12 protein-coding genes are annotated in these 15,467 nt (G+C 70.1%); 6 read left to right on the plus strand and 6 right to left on the minus strand.

Features of this window, described 5'->3' with window-relative positions; translation table 11 throughout:
* Positions 1-50: 50 nt before the first annotated feature.
* Positions 51-728, minus strand: coding sequence for a laminin B domain-containing protein (locus tag GC203_RS07055; RefSeq protein WP_293452811.1), 678 nt, complete (start codon positions 726-728; stop codon positions 51-53).
* Positions 729-1,064: 336 nt separating this feature from the next.
* On the minus strand, positions 1,065-1,874 hold the full coding sequence (locus GC203_RS07060) for an isocitrate lyase/phosphoenolpyruvate mutase family protein (RefSeq protein WP_293452812.1): 810 nt from the start codon (positions 1,872-1,874) through the stop codon (positions 1,065-1,067).
* A gap of 269 nt (positions 1,875-2,143) precedes the next feature.
* Between GC203_RS07060 and GC203_RS07065 the strand changes: the two genes are divergently transcribed.
* Complete coding sequence (locus GC203_RS07065) at positions 2,144-3,073, plus strand: DUF808 domain-containing protein (RefSeq protein ID WP_293452813.1); 930 nt, start codon at positions 2,144-2,146, stop codon at positions 3,071-3,073.
* A 25-nt stretch (positions 3,074-3,098) separates the two neighbouring features.
* Positions 3,099-4,235, plus strand: coding sequence for a DNA replication/repair protein RecF (recF, locus tag GC203_RS07070; RefSeq protein WP_293452814.1), 1,137 nt, complete (start codon positions 3,099-3,101; stop codon positions 4,233-4,235).
* Here the strand turns inward: recF and GC203_RS07075 are convergent.
* The 3 genes from GC203_RS07075 to GC203_RS07085 form a co-directional block, all read right to left on the minus strand.
* Positions 4,196-5,806: a TonB family protein gene (locus tag GC203_RS07075; RefSeq protein ID WP_293452815.1), complete on the minus strand. Its 1,611-nt coding sequence runs from the start codon at positions 5,804-5,806 to the stop codon at positions 4,196-4,198. The two genes, recF and GC203_RS07075, sit on opposite strands and share 40 nt — an antisense overlap.
* 116 nt (positions 5,807-5,922) lie before the next feature.
* On the minus strand, positions 5,923-6,786 hold the full coding sequence (locus tag GC203_RS07080) for a DUF4886 domain-containing protein (RefSeq protein ID WP_293452816.1): 864 nt from the start codon (positions 6,784-6,786) through the stop codon (positions 5,923-5,925).
* A 31-nt stretch (positions 6,787-6,817) separates the two neighbouring features.
* The gene (locus GC203_RS07085) at positions 6,818-7,438 is read right to left on the minus strand and encodes a TetR/AcrR family transcriptional regulator (protein ID WP_293452817.1); all 621 of its coding nucleotides are present in this window, start codon (positions 7,436-7,438) and stop codon (positions 6,818-6,820) included.
* An 89-nt stretch (positions 7,439-7,527) separates the two neighbouring features.
* Here GC203_RS07085 and GC203_RS07090 point away from each other — a divergent pair, with 89 nt between their 5' ends.
* The gene (locus GC203_RS07090) at positions 7,528-8,019 is read left to right on the plus strand and encodes a hypothetical protein (RefSeq protein ID WP_293452818.1); all 492 of its coding nucleotides are present in this window, start codon (positions 7,528-7,530) and stop codon (positions 8,017-8,019) included.
* Positions 8,020-8,032: 13 nt separating this feature from the next.
* Here the strand turns inward: GC203_RS07090 and GC203_RS07095 are convergent, their stop codons facing one another.
* On the minus strand, positions 8,033-9,634 hold the full coding sequence (locus GC203_RS07095) for a TonB family protein (RefSeq protein ID WP_293452819.1): 1,602 nt from the start codon (positions 9,632-9,634) through the stop codon (positions 8,033-8,035).
* Between the two features lie 166 nt (positions 9,635-9,800).
* Here GC203_RS07095 and gyrB point away from each other — a divergent pair, with 166 nt between their 5' ends.
* The 3 genes from gyrB to GC203_RS07110 all read left to right on the plus strand — a co-directional run bounded on the left by gyrB (position 9,801) and on the right by GC203_RS07110 (position 15,444).
* Positions 9,801-12,230 carry a DNA topoisomerase (ATP-hydrolyzing) subunit B gene (gene gyrB / locus GC203_RS07100; protein WP_293452820.1) on the plus strand — a complete coding sequence of 810 codons (2,430 nt, stop codon included), beginning with the start codon at positions 9,801-9,803 and terminating at the stop codon, positions 12,228-12,230.
* 223 nt (positions 12,231-12,453) lie between these two features.
* Positions 12,454-12,996 carry a PEPxxWA-CTERM sorting domain-containing protein gene (locus tag GC203_RS07105; protein ID WP_293452821.1) on the plus strand — a complete coding sequence of 181 codons (543 nt, stop codon included), beginning with the start codon at positions 12,454-12,456 and terminating at the stop codon, positions 12,994-12,996.
* A 219-nt stretch (positions 12,997-13,215) separates the two neighbouring features.
* Positions 13,216-15,444: a TonB-dependent receptor gene (locus GC203_RS07110; protein ID WP_293452822.1), complete on the plus strand. Its 2,229-nt coding sequence runs from the start codon at positions 13,216-13,218 to the stop codon at positions 15,442-15,444.
* Positions 15,445-15,467: the final 23 nt, after the last annotated feature.

Genomic DNA, 15,467 nt, shown 5'->3' on the forward strand with positions numbered 1-15,467 from the left:
GCGGACGGCAGGTCATCCGTCCTGCGCGGCGATTCCGGACGTGCGGCGGGTCAGGCCGCGGCGCGCCCGCCTCGACGCAGCGCCGCGCCCATGACGCCGAAGCCCGTCACGGCCAGCGCCCAGGCGGCGGGCTCGGGGACCGCGCCCGAGGTCAGCACCACATTGTCGAGCCGCGCGGCGTCCTCGCCGCTGTGGAAGTCGGCGTTGATGGCCAGCTGGTCGACGTGGCGCAGCGCCTCGGCGAAGGCGGCTTCGGACACCTGGGTCCCGGTCAACAGGCCCGGGTCGCCCAGGAGGAAGGTCGCGGCGCTGATAACGATCTCGTAGTGGGTGAAGCCGCTGGCGGCCGGCGGGGTCGTGACGACGCCGCCGTAGTAGAGCTGGCCGGCGCTGCGGAAGGTGACGAGGGCGGTCACGACGTCGCCGTCGTTGAGGTCGTCGCCGAGATCGAAGCTCAGGGTCCCGCGGTTGGCGGCCCGCTGGTCGCCGCGGAAGGCGGCCGGCGCCAGGAAGGCGTTGTAGGGGAAGGCGTCGGCCACGGTGATGAAGCCGGCCGGGTCGTAGGCGACCGGGCCCGTCGAATTGCCGACGGTGAAATCGCCGTCCAGCCAGCCCTCGGCGCCGTCGTCGAAGGTGCTGGCGGCGATGACGGCGGCCGCGGCGGGCGTGGCCAGGATCAGCGCGGCGGCGGCGGCGAGGCCGCCCAGGCGGGCTTTGGAGACGGGCAAGCTGGGATCGATTCTTCTGTCACAGGTCCGGGCGAGAGTGCGGCGCACGGAACGCGCCGGACCCCCGGACCCCGCCTAGGGCGCAAACCGGCCCGCAGGAATCGATCCCTGCTCACGACGGTTGTGAGGGGGATTCACAGCGCCGAGGTTTGGGCCTCAATGCCACCAATATTCGCCGTCATCGCCCGGCTTGTCCGGGCGACCCATGAACACGGACATCGGCCGGTCTGGCGTCGCCGCCGCGTCCTCGTCTGCGCGCCCTGTGTTCATGGGTGGCCCGGACAAGCCGGGCCATGACGATCCATAATATTTTCAATATGTTGATCGGATCAGGCCCTAGCGGCTGAAGCGCTTCTGGAGCTGGGGCGCGCCTTCGCCGGCGGCGATCAGGGCCGCGGAGTCGCCGGTGGCCAGGAAGGCCGAGGTCGCCCGCGACAGGGCCGCGAAGGCCGCGCGGAAGGTGCCGGTCCCGGCGCTGAGGCGGCGTGCGCCCAGCCCGGCCAGCGCCTTGGCGTCGGGGACGCCCGGCCAGGCGATGACGTTCAGCGGCGCGGGAATGGCGGCGGCCAGGCGGCCGATCAGACCGGCGTCCACCGCGCCGGGCACGAAAACGCCGCTGGCGCCGGCTTCGACGTAGAGCCGGCCGCGCCGGATCGACTCGGCCTCGGCGGCGTCGCCCTGGGCCAGGCCCTTCAGATAGATGTCGGTGCGGGCGTTGATGTAGAGGGCCACGCCGGCCTTCTCGGCGGCGGCGCGGGCGGCGGCCACCTTGCGGGCGTGCAGGTCGGGATCGCGGGCGCCGTCCTCGAAGTTGATGCCGACGGCGCCGGCCTCGATCACGCGGGTGATGTTGTCGGCCAGGGTGGCGAGGTCGTCGGTGAAGCCGCCCTCGAAGTCGCAGCTCACGGGCACGTCCACGGCGCGGACGATCTCGGCCACCATGGCGCAGGTGACCTCCACCGGCAGGATGTCGCCGTCGGCCTGGCCGTGGGCCCAGGCGACCGCGGCCGAGGAGGTGGCGATGGCCTCGGCGCCGGCGTCGGCGGCCACGGCGGCGCTGGCCGCGTCCCAGGCGTTGGGCAGGACCAGGACGTCGGGCCCCTGGTGCAGTTTGGCGAAGTCGGCGGCTTTGGTGGCCTGGCTCATTGGATTTCCCCATCCTCGATGCGTCGTTCGGCGCAAGGACGTGGATATGGGGAGCGCTGTGACATCCCGCTGGCGGAATTCGGACATGAACGGAAGGTCGCGCGGAGAAACGAACCACGGATTTCGCGGATGAACACGGATGGCGTCCGGATGCGTCGGGCGCATCCGTCAAATCCGTGTCATCCGTGGTTCTCTGGCCACCGACCGGATGGCTCTTTACGCCGGGCCCGCAACCGCCTAGCCGGGCGTGGAACGGGGAGACGTGGCGCATGGCGTCGGGACTGGTGGCGTTGCTCGACGACGTGGCGGCGATCGCCAAGGTGGCGGCGACCTCGCTCGATGACGTGACGGCCGCGGCGGGCAAGGCCGGGACCAAGGCCGTGGGCGCGGTCGTCGATGACGCCGCGGTCACCCCCAGCTACGCCATGGGCTTCACCCCCGACCGCGAGCTGCCGATCGTCTGGAAGATCGCGGTGGGGTCGCTGCGCAACAAGTTCCTGTTCCTGGTCCCGGGCGCCCTGGCGCTGAGCGCGTTCGCGCCGTGGGCGGTGACGCCGATCCTGGTGCTGGGCGGGACCTATCTGTGCTTCGAGGCCGGTGAGAAGATCCTCGAGGCGATCCTGCACGAGGACCATGCCGACGAGGCGGGCGAACTGGCCCTGGGCTCGGCGGAACTGGAGCGCCAGAAGGTGTCGGGCGCGATCCGCACCGACCTGATCCTCTCGGCGGAGATCGTGGCGATCTCGCTGTCGAGCGTCACCGACCGGCCGCTGCTGGTTCAGGCCGGGGCCCTGGCGCTCGTCGGCCTGTTGATGACCGTCGGGGTCTACGGCGCCGTCGCCCTGATCGTGAAGATGGACGACATCGGGCTGCACATGGCGCGCCGCCCGGCCGCGGCGGCCCGCCGGGTGGGCCGGGCGCTGGTGAAGGCGATGCCGATGGTGCTCTCGGCCCTGTCGGGGATCGGGACCGTGGCCATGCTGTGGGTGGGCGGCGGCATCCTGCTGCACGCCCTTGAGCACTACCACGCGCCGGTGATCCCGGACCTGGCCCACGCCATGGCCACGGCGCTCGGAGACGTAGCTCACGTGGGCGGCCTTCTGGCCTGGACCGCGACGGCGCTCTACGCGTCGGCCCTGGGCCTCGTCCTGGGCGGGGTGCTCGCGGGCGGCCTGCATCTGGCGCGGCATCGACGCTGACCGGGGGCGAGGCTAAACACCGCCCGTGCGCACGGTCCTGACCCGCCTCTCCCTGACCGAGTTCCGGTCCTACGCCGCCCTGAGCCTGGAGATGGACGGCCGCTCGGTATGGCTCGCCGGGCCGAACGGGGCGGGCAAGACCAACCTGCTGGAGGCGGTGAGCTTCCTCATTCCCGGCCGCGGCCTGCGCAACACGGTGCTGACCGAGATGGGCCGGCGGCTGCCCGGCGAGCGCGAGGGCCGCGCCTGGGCCGTGTCGGCGGTGGTGCGCGCGGGCGACGACGAGACCCGGCTGGGGACGGGGGTCGAGCAGGCCGGCGGCGCCCGGCGGCTGGTGCGGGTCGACGGCGAGCCGGCGCCGCCCGGACGGCTGGCCGACCACGTCCGGCAGGTGTGGCTGACCCCGGCGCAGGACCGGCTGTTCCTGGAGAGCGCGGGCGACCGGCGCCGCTTCTTCGACCGGCTGACCTACGCCGGCGAGCCGCCGCACGCGGGCAACGTCCAGGCCTACGAGAAGGCGATGCGCGAACGCATCCGGCTGCTCACCGACGGGTCGCCCGACCGCGCCTGGCTGGAGGCGCTGGAGGCCCAGCTCGCCGAGCGCGGAACCCTGATGGCCATGGCCCGCGCGCGCACGCTGGGGGCGCTGTCGGCCGAGATCGCCACGCGCGGCGAGCGGCCCTTCCCGCAGGCGCGGCTGTCGCTCACCGGGGAGTGGGAGCGCCTGGCGCTGGAGGGGGCGGCCTTCGACGACCTGCAGGACCGGCTCGCCCGCGCCCTGGCCCAGGGCCGCGACCGCGACGCCGCCGCCGGGCGCGGCCTGGTCGGCCCCCACCGCACCGACCTGTCGGTGGTCCACCTCGGCAAGGACCGGCTGGCCGCCGAGTGCTCCACCGGCGAGCAGAAGGCGCTGATCCTCAACATCGTGCTGGCCCAGGCCGCCCGCCTGGCCCGCGCGGAGGGCCAGCCCGCGCCGATCCTGCTGCTGGACGAGGTGGCGGCCCACCTGGACGTTCGCCGCCGCGCGGCGCTGTTCGACGAGATCGAGGCCCTGGGCCTGCAGGCCTTCCTGACCGGCACGGACGAGATGCTGTTCGAGGGCCTGGCCGGCCGCGCCCAGGGCTACCGCGTCGAGGATTCGGGGCTGGCCGCGGTGGGGTGAGCCTTTGGTTTGGCTGCGACGTCGATTCCGCACGCCCGGGTCTTGCAGAACTCTCTGCGCGCGTCGTCTGTGACGCGCTCCATCTCATATTTCAGAGCGTTCAACAGCGCTGTTTCGGCCTTGTCCCCACGCTCCTTCTGCGCCTTCCAGCCGGGCGAGTCTCGGAAGGCCAGAAGCGCGGTCAGCTGGTCTTCACTGAACGTCGCGGCAAGGGCGGCGACGTTCTCTTCCTGCACGACATCGAGCGCCTCCCGCACGCCCTGGCGACAAGCTTCGATGAGCCTTTCGAAGGTCTTCGGGTCGGCGCCGTCGGGCGTATGGCCCTGGATCACCAGCAGCTGCGCCTCGATTTTGCGGCGGTAGGTTTCCATGGTTTCGTCGCCGCGCCCGAGCCTACGCGCGAGCTCGACAGCCGAGGTCGTGCGGGGTGTTGGCAGCGCGACGGGCTCGCTCGGCGGGGGTGAATTGAAACCAATGCGCAAGGTGACCTGCTTGCCCTCGGCGCCGGACGCGAGGCGATACTTGTCGACCAGTTCAAGCGCCGCCGCCCCGAAGCCCAGACCGGAAGGGAACTCTTCCTCCACAACGCAATGATCCAACCGCCCGTCCTTCAATGCCGCGCAACTCGCGCGGACGGCGCCATCGAGCCCGACGAGCTGGGCGACGTCGGGTTTCGAGCTCGATATGTCCTTTGCAGACGGCTCCGATAACCACTTCGGGCTGTCGATCCGCTCATCGTCCGGTTCGGCCGCGCGCCAAATCCGTTTCGCGTCGGACTCGGTTAGGCAGGCGTCGCGGCGACAAAAGGCGTCGTGGGATGCGACACGGAACGCGCGTGGGAAGTCGGCGCCGATCTGTCGCTGGAGAGCCGCAAAGCGCGTGTCGCTTTTGATCTCGCGGCCCGGGCCCGTGGCGAAATCGGCGATCGCGGCCATCTCTGCGACGCTGAAGACCGAGGCGAGAGCGCGCGCGTAGACCTGACGGAGATCGTCGCGACGGGCGGCGAGTGCGAAGCGCAGCGCTTCGGCCGCGCTGGTCGCCAGTGCCGGCGCGTCGGCATCGGCCTTCACGTCGGACAGCAGAGCCTCTTCGACCTTCGGGAGGGACGCCATGACATCCATGGCGTCGACCAGACGCAGACCTTCGCGAAGGGCGCCCGGGCTCGTTGGCTCCGGGGGGGCTTCTGCGGCTGTCCGATCCTCGGGGAGGCTGAAACGGATGGGAATTCGAACTTCCCCGCCATCCACCGGCCTCCCGTCGAACAGCTGCGGCCGCATCTGAAACCATTGGCTCATGGCTAGAGCCGCCTTGCCGAAGCCGAGCCCCGCCGGCTCCTCCGACGCCACCCCGCAACCCACCAGCCGGCCCAGGGGATTGACCTTGCATTCGACGATGACGAGCGCCTCGATGCCAAGATGGTTGGCTATCTTCGGATAGTTTTCGGCGAGTGCCTGTGGGCTGGGCAGTGTCTCCCAATCCGGGTTGGTGACTGTCGCGCGCTTTGCGGGCCCGGCTGTCGCGGCGGTCGACGCCAGAGCCGCGAGGGCCGCCACCGCGATCCGCCAAACCATTCATCCCCCGAAATTTGCCGCTGCGATGTCCGCGCAGCTCCACCATAGGACGCGGGGCGGCCGTCGCTCAATCTCTGCTCAACGCGGGCGCGGAACCCTTTGCGGTGCGCCGAGTGTCAGCGCGCCGCCAGTTCGTCGTGGGCCGCCTGGCGCAGGCCCTGGGCGATGGCCGGGGACAGGCCGAGGTCGACGGCCGCCTGCTCCTGGGCGCCCAGGCTCAGCGGATCGACGCCGGTGACCTGGCCGAAGATCACCAGGGCGGCGAGGTAATAGCCCTCGGCGCTGGCGTGGTACTGGTCCCAGGTCCAGAGGCTGACCTTGCCGAAGTCTATGCCGTCGTAGGGGTTGGGGTCGGCGACGCCGGCATGCACGGCGCGGGTCCAGGCCGTCCCGACCGGGATCGCCGCCGTCAGGTCGGGCGAGGCCTTGAGCGCCTGGGCGCTGGCCGCCGCCAGGTCTTGCGCCATGGCTTCGATGGGCCGGCCGGCCCAGTGCCCTTCGGGCCTGAACGTCTGGTCGGCCCGCGACCAGGTGCTCTCCAGATAGACCTTCACCTTGGGGTTGGCGGCCTTGAAGATCCGCGCCAGCTCGGCGGCGGCCTGGATGTGGGCGGCGGGATCGCCGGGCTTGGCCGGGTCGAGCGTGCTGTAGCCCTGGAGGATCACCACGTCCCAGGCCCGGTCGATCACCGCGCGGCGGTTCGCCAGGTGCCAGGAGAGCGGCTTGCCGGGGGAGGTCTCCAGCGAGACGTCCTCGGTGAGGCCGGCTTCCTCGGCGAAGGTCCGGAACAGGGCCGGCACGCCGCCGATCCCCTCGCCGTTGAGGTCGGTGACCTTGTCGGGCCGGAACCGCATCACCGGCGAGCGGGCGCCGAAGGTGAAGCTGTTGCCGACAAACAGCACGGACTCGGCCGACGCCGCCGTCGCGGCCGCCGCCAGCAGGCCGGCGGCCAGGATCCCGAGCACCCGCAGGCGGTTCATCGTTCGCTCCCCCAATTCCGTTTTGGACAGGCTAGGGCGCGGCGTCGTCGTCCGCCAGGGGCCGGCCGCCGCGGGCGTGCAGGTCGGCCAGCAGGGTCCGGATCGCCCAGCCACAGGCCTTGGCGATCTCCGCGCCCGACAGGCCCCACTGCTGGCGCATCTCGATCCAGGCCTGGCCGCCGTGCAGCAGCTGGATGACCGCCGCCGCCATCGTCGCCTCCCGGTCCGACAATCCCTCGGTCGCCGCCGCCGTGGCCTGGCGGAAGGCCGCCGAGCGCTTGGCGCGCACCGACAGGCGCATGGCGCGCCCCTGGGGCGTGCTCTGGGCGATGGTGATCAGCTCGGCGTCGCGGTCGAAGGCGGCGTACATCGGTCCCAGGAGGGCGGTCAGCGCCCCTTCCTCGGTGGGCAGGCCGGCGGCCGAGAAGCGCGGATTCAGCCGTTCCCACAGCGCCGCCATCAGGCTCTCGCGGTCGGGGAAGTGGCGGTAGACCGTCTGGCGCGAGACGCCGACGCGCTTCGCCAGCGCGTCGTGGGTGGCCTGCTCCAGCTCGCCGGCCGCCATGGCCGCGACCAGGGCGTCGACGATCAGGTTGCGGGTCTGGGCCTTCTGGCGCTCGCGCAGCGAGGGCGGCGGGGTTTCGGTCGGCATGACCCAGCACTACCGCCTGAAATTTCGCGTGACAACTTGTAAAGTCGCGTTACAAAACGTCCCACGAAACCACGAACTTCGAGACCAAGATGATCTTCCACCTGTCCATCGCCGCCCGTGATCCCCGCCACGTGGCCTCCGTCATCGCCGAGCTGTGGGGCGGCGAGGCGCTTCCCTTCCCGCCGGTGGCGCAGGGTTCCTGGGTCGCCATGGCCGGCGACGAACGCGGCACGACCATGGAGGTCTATCCGGCCGGCGCCGAACTGCGGCCCGCCGAGGGCGACGCCGACGCCACGGCGGCGATGAACCCGTCGCCGGCCCGGCATGTGGCGACCCACGCGGCCATCGCCTCGCCGCTGAGCGCCGAGGCGGTGCAGGCCATCGCCGCGCGCGAAGGCTGGCTGTCGAAGTACCGCAAGCGCGGCGGGGTGTTCGGGGTCATCGAGTTCTGGCTCGAAAACGCCGTCATGCTGGAGGTGCTGACCCCGGAGATGCAGCAGGAGTACACCGGCTTCATGTCGCCCGACGCCTGGCGCGCCATGCTGGCGGCCGGCCCGCCGGGGGCGGCGGCGGCGGGCTGAGCGGGCCGGAGGGCTATCGGCCCGGCGCGGGCTTCTCTGGCGGCGGAGGCGCGGTGGCGCTCGGCGGCGGGACGCACTCGCGGGACTCGCAAAACCGGGCGTGGGCGTCCTCGTCGATCCGCCAGGCGACATAACGCCAAGCGTTCCCCAGCGCGGTCGCCAGTTCCTTCGTCCTCTCGGCCTGCGCCTTGCCCGCGGGTGAGGTCCGAAATCTCAGGAGGCTGGCGAGCTGTTCTTCGGTGAATTCGGCGGCCATCAGCGTGGCGCTATGTTCGAGCAGTTCGGGCTCAACCTTCCGAAGCGCGTCGCGAAACGCCCTTGCGACTGACTTGTCGAACTCCGTTCCGTGCTCGGCGGCCGATACGAATGTGTTCGCGCCGGCCTCGAACTGCGTGGAGAGGGCGTCGACGTCCTGCAACTGGCGGGCCAGATCGAGCGCAGCAGCAGAGCGGGCGGGCGGAGGCTGAAATGCGGCGTCGGATTCCGTTGCGCCGAACCCGACCCGCACGACGACCCCGGTCGCGGGCGTCCGCGACGGCCTCTGGACCGAGTTGAGCCGATATTTCGGAGCGAGACTCTTCGCCGCGTCGCCGAAGCCAAGATTTGCGGGCGCCTGATCCTCCACGACGCAGTCGAGCGGCCGGTCGTCGTCGTCGAGTGCACACGTCAGGCGCACGGCGCCGGAAAGGTTCAGCAAGGCCGCGCCGGGCGGACGGCCGAGGCGCAGCGCCTGTTCGCTCGGCGCTTCGATCCACTGCGGATTGTCGATCACGCCCTTGGCGCGGTCCGGCCGCCAGACCCGTTCCACCTCGGCGGGCGAAAGGCACTTGTTGTCGCTGCAATAGGCGTCACGAGCATAGGCAAGCGTCGCACGCAGCGCATCTCGAAAGACCAGGCCGATCATCGTCCGATAGGTTGCGTTGTCAGTCAGCGCCCGCGAGGCCGGGGCTTCGGCGAAGTCGGCCATCGCCGCCAGTTCGCCCTGGCTGAAGACGGATGCGTAGGCGCGCGCAGCGTTCTCCCGGAACTCGGCCTTGTGCGTTTGGAGCGCGGCCCGCAGCGCGTCCGCCGCTTCGCCGCGGACCGCTTCCGAAGCCGAGGGATCGGGCGTGAATTCGATGCGCCGGGCGTTCGCCTCGAACCCGTCGACCGCCTGGTCGGAGAGCCGTAGCGAATCGACGATGCGATAGGCCTGCGTCAGGTCGTCGCCAGCGGGAGGTTGCGGAGGCGGGCCTGGCCTCTCGCCGGGGAGGCTGAACCGGATGGGAATCCGAACCTTACCGCCGTCGACAGGCAAGCCGTTCACGGTCTGCGGCCGCATCTTGAAGCTTGCGCTCATGGCGAGCGCAGCCTTGCCGAAGCCGAGATCCTTGGGTCGTTCGAGCTGGACGCCGCAGTCCTCCAACTCGCCCCTGACATTCACGCGGCAGCCGATGACGGCGTAGCCCTCGACCGTCAAGGCGCTGGCGATCTTGGGGTATAGCCTGTCGAAGTCCGTGGGCCCCGGCAGGGTGATCCAGTCGGGATTCGTGATGCTGCTGACCGGCGGCGCCGCCGACGCCGGCGACGCGATTGCAGCCAGCGCGGCGACCGCCGCGGCGCCGTATATCCTCATGGCCATCCCCCCCAACGCCTGCGGCGCCGAAACGCGTGCAGAATCAGCCCCGAACCCTATATAGAGAGGGTACTTCCCTGGCTCTGCGCGACGCGCGCGGCGCCACCATAGGGCGCCCGGGTCATCGAGCCCAACCTCTCCGAGCGGCGCCCCAGTCGGACATGAGATGAGCGAAGACAGCGAGACGCCGGAAAACGGCAATGGCGCGGGCGAGTACGGCGCGGAATCCATCAAGGTTCTCAAGGGCCTGGACGCGGTCAGAAAACGTCCGGGCATGTACATCGGCGACACCGACGACGGCTCGGGCCTGCACCACATGGTCTACGAGGTGGTCGACAACGCCATCGACGAGGCCCTGGCGGGCTACGCCACGCGCGTCGAGGTGATCCTCAACGCCGACGGCTCGTGCACCGTCACCGACGACGGGCGCGGCATCCCCACCGCCATCCACGAGGGCGAGGGTGTCTCGGCGGCCGAGGTCATCATGACCCAGCTGCACGCCGGCGGGAAATTCGACCAGAACAGCTACAAGGTCAGTGGCGGCCTGCACGGCGTGGGCGTGAGCGTGGTCAACGCGCTCTCCGACTTCCTGAAGCTGAAGATCCACCGCAACGGCCAGGCCCACGAGATGGAGTTCCGGCTGGGCGACGCGGTCTCGCCCCTGGTGGTGACGGGCAAGTCGCCGCTGCGCGAGAACGGCGAGCCGCTGACCGGCACCGAGGTCACCTTCCTGCCGTCGCTCGACACCTTCAAGTTCATCGAGTTCGACCTGAAGACCCTGGAGCACCGCCTGCGCGAGCTGGCGTTCCTCAACTCGGGCGTGACGATCTGGCTGAAGGACCTCCGCGGGGCCGAGCCGTTCGAGGAGGTGATGCACTACGACGGCGGCATCGAGGCCTTCGTGCGCCACCTCGACAAGGCCAAGTCCCCGCTGATCAAGACGCCGATCGTGATCAAGGGCCGCCGCGAGAACGTCGAGGTCGACATGTCGCTGTGGTGGAACGACGGCTACCACGAGAACGTCCTCTGCTTCACGAACAACATCCCCCAGCGCGACGGCGGCACCCACCTGGCGGCCTTCCGTTCGGCGCTGACCCGGATCATCACGAGCTACGCCGAGGCCTCGGGCGCGGCGAAGCGCGAGAAGGTCAGCGTCTCGGGCGAGGACGCCCGCGAGGGCCTCACCTGCGTGCTGTCGGTGAAGGTGCCCGACCCCAAGTTCTCGTCGCAGACCAAGGACAAGCTGGTCTCCTCCGAGGTGCGCCCGGCCGTCGAGGGCCTGGTCGGCGAGGGGCTCTCGACCTGGTTCGAGGAGCACCCCAACGAGGCCAAGCTGATCGTCCAGAAGATCGCCGAGGCCGCCGCCGCCCGCGAGGCGGCGCGCAAGGCCCGCGAGCTCACCCGCCGCAAGTCGGCGCTCGACATCACCTCCCTGCCCGGCAAGCTGGCCGACTGCTCCGAGAAGGACCCGGCGAAGTCCGAGATCTTCCTGGTCGAGGGCGACTCGGCCGGCGGCTCGGCCAAGCAGGCGCGCAACCGCGAGAACCAGGCGATCCTGCCGCTGCGCGGCAAGATCCTGAACGTGGAGCGGGCCCGGTTCGACAAGATGTTGTCGTCGGACCAGGTGGGCACCCTGATCACCGCGCTGGGCGCCGGGATCGGCCGCGACGACTTCGACATCGAGAAGATCCGCTACCACCGGATCGTGATCATGACCGACGCCGACGTCGACGGCGCCCACATCCGCACCCTGCTGCTGACCTTCTTCTACCGGCAGATGCCGCAGGTGATCGAACGCGGCTATCTCTATATCGCCCAGCCGCCCCTCTATAAGGCGACCAAGGGCAAGTCGGTGCGCTACCTGAAGGACGACGCCGAGCTCGAGGCCTATCTGATCGACGAAGGCGTGGACGGCGCCGTCCTGGATCTCGGCGACGGCACGCGGATGGCGGGCCAGGACCTGCTGGCCCTGGTGCAGAGCGCCCGCAGCGCCAAGGCCAACATCGAGCGCCTGGCCAGTCGGGCGCCGGCCTTCGCCATCGAACAGGCGGCCCTGGCCGGCCTGCTCGGCAACGCCGAGGACGTGGCCGAGGCCGCCCGCCGGCTCGACCTCTACGCCGAGGAAGGCGACGGCGCCTGGGAAGGCGAGCACGCCGCCGGCGGCGGCTACGTCTTCAGCCGCGTGCGCCGCGGCGTCTCCGAGCGGCTGGTGCTGGACGAGGTGCTGCTGCACGCCGCCGACGCGCGCCGCCTGGCCGAACGCGCCGCCAAGATGAGCGAGACCTTCGCCAAGCCGGCCGTCTTCACGCGCCGCGAGCGCACGACCAAGGTGCGCGGGCCGCTCGACCTGGTGAACGCGGTGATGGACAACGGCCGCCGCGGCCTCTCCATCCAGCGCTACAAGGGCCTGGGCGAGATGAACGCCGAACAGCTCTGGGAGACCACGCTGGACGTGGAGGCCCGCACGCTGCTGCAGGTGAAGGTCGACCACGCCGACGACGCCGACGACCTGTTCGCCCGGCTCATGGGCGACGTGGTCGAGCCCCGCCGCGAGTTCATCCAGGAAAACGCCCTGGACGCCGAAGTCGACGTCTAGATCGACGCGCCTGGCGTGATCTGTTCTGCCAGGACATCTTGGCTTCGGCCGATACAAGCTTGACCGTTGCTTGGCGGGCGACCGGTTCTACGGTCACGCGCCAAACCTGCGGCGTGCAAGTCTTTCCCCGCTGAGGGGAACTCCGTTTCTGTGGCTCGGACGGGATGCCAGATTGTCGGCCGACCACAGGTCAGCGTGACAGTAGCGGGGGTAAATCATGCGGATGCGACAACTTCTTGCGGCGGCGTCCATGGCCGCGGCCGTGCTCGGCGGCGGGACGGCCCATGCGGCGCTCGTCTTCGTCGGGAGCTGGCAGGTCGACGAGGGGCCGAGCTGGAGCTCCAGCCCGCCCGACGGCCCGCTCGCCTACACCGGCCAGGAAGCCGCGGCCCTGCTCTTCGGCGGCAGCGCGGGCGACTACGTCATCTCGACCCAGGGCGTGGATCCGAACGCCGTGGACTTCAACGCCTGGTACTCCGTGATCGGCTACGCCGACGGGGTGCTCTTCGCGCAGGACTACAGCAGCAAATATCTCGGCCTGTACTATGGTCCGACGAGCGGATATCCGGACCAGGACATCGGCGCGGCGGCGTCGGCCTATGTCAGCGACAACGCCACGGGAGCGACCTACACCAACTACGCCTTCATCGACGATGGCCAGGGCGGCGTGGGCGGGGTGCCCGAACCGGCGACCTGGGCGCTGATGATCACGGGCTTCGGCCTGGCCGGCGCGGCCATGCGCCGCCGGGCGAGCCTGACGGCCTGACGCCGTCGACTTCGACGCTTCGAAGCGCCGCCGCCCCTCCGGGCGGCGGCGTTTTTCGTTGTGGGCCGCCCCGCCACACGACTGTTGCGCCAAGACAACGCTCGGCGTCAGATTTGTGACAACGAAGCGGCAAATGGCGCCGGTTGCGTACCTCCTGGTGTAGCTAGGGCCGCAGAAGGCGAGTCCCTCCCCCTCGCCGTCAGACAGAGGTTCCCAAGAATGAAGACGTCCGCGACGTTGCGCGCCCTGCTTGTGGCCGGCGCATCGGCCACCGCGTTCGCCATGGCGCTCCCGGCCCAGGCCGAGGAAGCCACCGTTGGCGAGGTGATCGTCACCGCCCAGAAGAAGTCGGAAAACATCAACGACGTGCCGCTGTCGGTGACCGCGGTGCAGGGCGCCAAGCTGGACGCCTTCCGCTCGGGCGGCGGCGACATCCGCATGCTCTCGGCCCGCGTGCCCAGCCTGACGCTGGAATCGAGCTTCGGCCGCACCTTCCCGCGTCCCTACATCCGCGGCCTGGGCAACACCGACTTCGACCTGAACGCCTCGCAGCCCGTGAGCTTCGTCTACGACGAGGTGGTGCTGGAGAACCCGGTCCTGAAGGGCTTCCCGCTGTTCGACATCGACCAGGTGGAAGTGCTGCGCGGCCCGCAGGGCACCCTGTTCGGCCGCAACACGCCCGCCGGCGTGCTGAAGTTCGACAGCGCCAAGCCGACCAAGGAATTCACCGGCTACGGCTCGGCCTCGTACGCCACCTACTCGACCATCAACCTGGAAGGCGCCGTCTCGGGCCCGATCCTCGGCGAGACGCTGACCGGCCGCCTGTCGGGCCTCTACCAGCACCGCGACGACTGGGTGGACAACACCTTCACCGGCGAGAAGAACGCCAGCGAGGGCTACGACCAGTTCGCGCTCCGCGGCCAGCTCCTGTGGGCGCCGACCGACCAGTTCAGCGCCCTGCTGAACGCCCACTACCAGCACCTCGACGGCACGCCGCGCGTGTTCCGCGCCAACATCATCGCCGTGGGCGGGGGCTTCGTTCCGGGCTTCAAGCGCGACGAGATCGCCCAGGACGCCCAGCCGCGCGCCGTGCAGAAGGTGGAGTCGTCGGGCGTCAACCTGAAGCTCAACTACAAGCTGGCCGAAGACGGTCCGGAGATCACCTCGATCACCGCCTTCGAGCGCCTGCACACCTATTCGCGCGCCGACATCGACGGCGGCTTCGGCGCCGCGTTCGCGCCGCCCTCCGGCCCGGGCTTCATCCCGTTCCCGTCGGAGAGCGCGGACGGGATCCCGATGCTGGGCCAGTTCTCGCAGGAGACGCGCCTGTCCGGGAAGAACGGCGCGCTGGGCTACACGATCGGCGCCTTCTACTTCCATGAAGACGTCAAGATCGACAGCTACGACTACAACACCCTGGCCGGCGGCGCGCTGGACGGCTTCGCCTACCAGCACCAGAAGACCGAGAGCTGGGCGGGCTTCGCCAACCTGGACTACCAGGTCAACGACAGGCTGAACGTCGGCGGCGGCCTGCGCCTGTCGTACGACAAGAAGAAGTTCCTGGCCCAGCGCACCATCTCGCCGATCGGCGGCGGCGCCACGGGCGTGCTGCGGGCCAGCCCCAGCTCGAACGAGCTCAGCTACAACGTCAACGCCACCTATGCGGCGACCGACGACCTGAACCTCTACGCCCGCATCGCGCGCGGCTACCGCGCCCCCTCGATCCAGGGCCGGCTGCTGTTCGGCGACAGCCTTTCGGTGGCCGACAAGGAAACCGAGATGTCGTACGAGGCCGGCGTGAAGGGCAAGCTGCCCAACGCCCGCGTCCGCTTCGACGCCGACGTGTTCTACTACCGGGCCAGCGACCTGCAGCTCACCGCGGTGGGCGGCGGCGCCAACTTCAACCGGCTGTTGAACGCCGACCACGCGACGGGCTACGGCTTCGAGTTCAACGCCGAGGCCGAGCCGATCGACCGGCTGATCCTGACCGCGGGTCTCTCGTACAACCACACCAAGCTGGACGACCCGAACCTGGCCACCGCGCCCTGCGGGTCGGGCTGCACGGTGCTGGATCCGGCCGGGGCGCTGGCGGGTACCGTCAACATCGACGGCAACCCCCTGCCGAACGCGCCGAAGTGGATCGCCAACGTCACGGCGGGCTACTCGTGGCCGATGGCCTCGGGCGAGGTCTTCGTCTTCACCGACTGGGCCTATCGCTCGAAGATCAACTTCTTCCTCTACCAGTCGGCCGAGTACCAGGACGGCCACCTGCTGGAAGGCGGCCTGCGCCTGGGCTACCGCGCGGCCGGCGGCGCATGGGAAGTGGCGGCCTTCGGCCGCAACATCACCAACGACAAGAGCCTGGAAGGCGGCATCGACTTCAACAACCTGACGGGCTTCGTGAACGATCCCCGCACGGTGGGCGTGGAAGTGAAGGCCAACTTCTAGGAATCTGAGTCAGATCAAGGCGG

The organism is Phenylobacterium sp., assembly GCF_016124325.1.
GTDB lineage: Bacteria > Pseudomonadota > Alphaproteobacteria > Caulobacterales > Caulobacteraceae > Phenylobacterium.